The following is a 3,827-nucleotide window of genomic DNA, read 5'->3' as shown; positions in this document are numbered from 1 at the left end:
AGACCAGCATTTAAACTTTCCAATATTTCCTTTTCCGGAAGGTCGCAGTTTACGGAAAAAATCGGTATCAATTTTAGTGGACAATTTTCTCCTTATGCAACGATGCCGGACACATTGAATACCGGAAAAAGGATATTACAGGATAAGTATACCTGGTCAAATGCACAGCTCCCTCGTCTTACGCAGTTTGGTTTTTCTTTTGACTATAGCTTTAATCCAACTACTTTTCAAAAAAGGCAGGACAATATGGATAAGCTAAACCAGGCTTCTCAAATTAAAGGCATTACACCAGAACAGGCCAATGCCCTTGCTGCGATCAGCAGAGATCCGAATGCTTTTGTCGATTTCAATGTGCCATGGAATCTTTCCTTTTCTTATTCCTTTAATTACAATACAGATGATGCTGGAAATACACCGACAAGGAATAGTAACCTGACCTTTAGAGGGGATTTTAGCCCAACTAATAAATGGAAAGTCACTTATGAATCTGGATATAACTTCCAAACCAATAAACTGGCTTTAACTACATTTACCATTTACAGGGATCTTCACTGCTGGGATCTTCACTTTACATGGGTGCCGTTTGGTGCTTTTAAAATGTACCAGATGACGCTGAAAGTTAAAGCATCTATTCTTCAAGATTTAAAATTAAGTAAACAGGCAAGTTCCTACTACAATAACTAATCATCATCAACTATGTTAGCTGAAATTATTACTATAGGCGACGAAATCCTTATCGGGCAAATCGTTGATACGAATTCTGCATGGATGGCAAAGCAGCTTAATCTGATCGGGATTAAAGTGAAACAAATTACTTCTGTTTCAGATGATGCGGATCATATTATAGAAGCGCTGAACGAAGCAAGGAAAAGAGCTCAGATTATCCTGATTACGGGGGGCTTAGGGCCTACAAAAGATGATATTACTAAAATAACACTGGCCAGGTATTTTAAAATGGCTTTCAGAAGAGATGAAGAAACCTTAAAGCATGTGGAGGGTATTTTTGAGCGGTTTAAACGGCCTATGCTGGAAGTGAACAGAAAACAGGCGGATGTTCCGGATGGCTGTACAGTGATCAAAAATAAAAACGGAACTGCACCTTGTATGTGGTTTGAAGATCATGGAGACATATTTGTGTCTATGCCTGGTGTACCTTTTGAGATGATGTATTTAATGGAGGATGAAATCCTTCCCAGGTTAAAGAAATCGTTTAAATTGCCGGTGATCTACCATAAAACAATTTTAACTGCTAACATAGGGGAGTCTTTTCTGGCACAAGAGATAGAAGAGATAGAGGATAGCCTTCCACCTGCTATTAAACTGGCCTATTTGCCAAGATTAGGACAGGTTCGCCTAAGACTTAGTGCTTCAGGAGAAAACGAACTGGCTTTAAAACATGAGGTTGATCATTATGCTGATCTGATTATACAAAAAGTTAAGCCTTTTGTTGTTATTGATGAGGATGTACCCTTGGAAAAAGCTTTGCTTGATCTTATGGAGGCTAAGAAACTTACCTTATCCACAGCAGAAAGTTGCACTGGTGGTTACATTGCTCATCTGATCACCCAACATCCCGGCTGTTCAAAGGTATATGAGGGGGGAGCGGTTACTTATTCTTATGAATTAAAGGAATCTGTACTGGGAGTTCAGAAAACGACTTTAAATGATTTTGGAGCGGTGAGTGAGCAGACTGTAAAAGAAATGGCTGAAGGAGCTGTAAAACACTTTAAAACAGATTATGCTGTTGCTGTAAGTGGCATAGCTGGTCCCGATGGCGGTACACCCGATAAACCAGTCGGTACCGTATGGATTGCAGTGGCAAGTAAGAATGGTGCAGAGGCTAAAGTTTTTAATTTTGGAAATAAACGTGCGCAAAATATAGAGCGGTCTGCCATTGCAGCATTGAACATGTTGTTCACTCGGGTAAAGGCAGAATCTTCCAAATAAAAGTCTGCATTGGGTCTGATTTGTAGAATAAATGAGATTGAATTCAAAGTTAACTATCATTAAGTGTTCAAAAAGATTTACTTTTGCAGCGGATACCGAATTTTAAATTTACTGTAAACCAAAATGGCTCAATACGAATTACTGTTACCCAAAATGGGGGAGAGCGTTGCAGAAGCAACCATTATTAAATGGGTTAAACAACCCGGTGATATGATACAGCTGGATGACACAATATTGGAAATTGCTACTGATAAAGTAGATTCAGAGGTACCGTCGCCAGTTGCAGGTAAACTGGTTAAACAGTTATTTAAGGAGGATGAGGTTGTACAGGTGGGCGCAGTTATTGCTATTATTGAAACCGATGCTGCCGCAGTTGCTTCTTCGCCGGCAGAGGAAAAAATTGCAGAAGATACGCGGGAAGAGATTATAGAGAATATTCCTGGAACAGAACAACTGCCATCTGCAACTGCGGTTGTTGATTATCAAAGTTCTGATCGTTTTTATTCTCCTCTTGTGAAGAGCATAGCCTCGCAGGAAAACATTAGCCTGGATGAATTAAATACAATTAAAGGCAGCGGTGCTGACGGGCGTTTAACCAAAGACGACTTGTTGAACTATATTCAAGCCAGTAGAGGAGGCGTACAACACCAGGCTGCTGCACCGGCAGCTCCTTCATCAAAAACTGAAGTTACACCTGCGGTTACAGCGCCTAAACCTGCACCTGTGAATAGTGTGAGTGGTGGCGACGAGATTCTGGAAATGGACAGGATGCGCAAACTTATTGCTGAACATATGGTGATGAGTAAACAAACTTCACCTCATGTTACTTCCTTTGTGGAAGCGGACGTGACCAATATGGTGCTCTGGAGAGAGAAAGTGAAAAAGAATTTTGAAAAGCGCGAGAACGAAAAGATCACTTTTACGCCAATCTTTGTAGAAGCCGTAGCTAAAGCCATTAAAGATTTTCCAATGATCAATGTAACCGTTAACGGAAATCAGATCATTAAAAAAAGAGATATTAATATTGGAATGGCGGCTGCTCTTCCAAGTGGTAACCTTATCGTTCCTGTGATCAAAAATGCAGATCAGCTGAACCTGGTTGGATTGACTAAATCTGTAAATGATCTGGCCAATCGTGCGCGTATTTCAAAACTGAAACCAGATGAAACTCAAAATGGAACATTTACGTTAACCAATGTAGGTTCGTTTGGTAATGTAATGGGCACACCAATTATTAACCAACCTCAGGTTGCAATATTGGCCGTTGGTGCGATCAAAAAGAAACCAGCTGTACTGGAAACAGAATTTGGCGATGTGATTGCGATCCGTCATATGATGTTCTTATCCTTATCCTATGATCATAGAGTTGTAGATGGTGCATTAGGGGGCTCATTTGTTAGACGCGTTGCTGATTACCTGGAAAACTGGGATGTGAATCGTGAAATATAAGAAATATCAATAATCAGAAAGGCCCTTCACTTGTGAAGGGCCTTTTTTTATCAAAACAAAAACTAAAAATGTAATTAACTTAATGCACAGCGGCTTCTTCTTCAGCAACAGCCTTGATTTGCTGCTCTGTATAGTTGTACTTTCCTGTATGTGCGATAAAGATGTCTTTTTGTTGCAGCAATTCTCTGTTTGCCAGTAAATCTTTCAGGCTCACACTTCCGATGACATATTTATAATCCTCGCGTGAGAAACGTTCTACAATATTTTCGATTTTCAGCTTTTCAATAGTGTATTCATGTACATAACGTATGTAAACTTCTATGTTTACATTATCTGTGTGGCTTAAACCATTGTGCTGGTTATACTTTTTATATTCGTACTTATAGCCATAACGTAAAGCTGCAATATCGGACAAGACCGCGGCACCGGTA

2 protein-coding genes and 2 pseudogenes are annotated in these 3,827 nt (G+C 39.8%); 3 read left to right on the top strand and 1 reads right to left on the bottom strand.

Annotated elements, in window-relative coordinates:
- The 3 genes and pseudogenes from VNZ46_RS06210 to VNZ46_RS06200 form a co-directional block, all read left to right on the top strand.
- Positions 1-684 (top strand): annotated as a pseudogene (locus VNZ46_RS06210) (LPS-assembly protein LptD); the annotation flags it as partial.
- A gap of 12 nt (positions 685-696) precedes the next feature.
- Complete coding sequence (locus VNZ46_RS06205) at positions 697-1,947, top strand: competence/damage-inducible protein A (RefSeq protein WP_325559231.1); 1,251 nt, start codon at positions 697-699, stop codon at positions 1,945-1,947.
- A 123-nt stretch (positions 1,948-2,070) separates the two neighbouring features.
- The gene (locus tag VNZ46_RS06200; RefSeq protein ID WP_325559230.1) at positions 2,071-3,396 is read left to right on the top strand and encodes a dihydrolipoamide acetyltransferase family protein; all 1,326 of its coding nucleotides are present in this window, start codon (positions 2,071-2,073) and stop codon (positions 3,394-3,396) included.
- 79 nt (positions 3,397-3,475) lie between these two features.
- Here the strand turns inward: VNZ46_RS06200 and VNZ46_RS06195 are convergent.
- Positions 3,476-3,827 (bottom strand): annotated as a pseudogene (locus VNZ46_RS06195) (homoserine dehydrogenase); the annotation flags it as partial.

This window comes from Pedobacter sp., from assembly GCF_035566355.1.
Taxonomy (GTDB): Bacteria; Bacteroidota; Bacteroidia; order Sphingobacteriales; family Sphingobacteriaceae; genus Pedobacter.
This window is presented reverse-complemented; position numbering and strand designations above follow the sequence as displayed.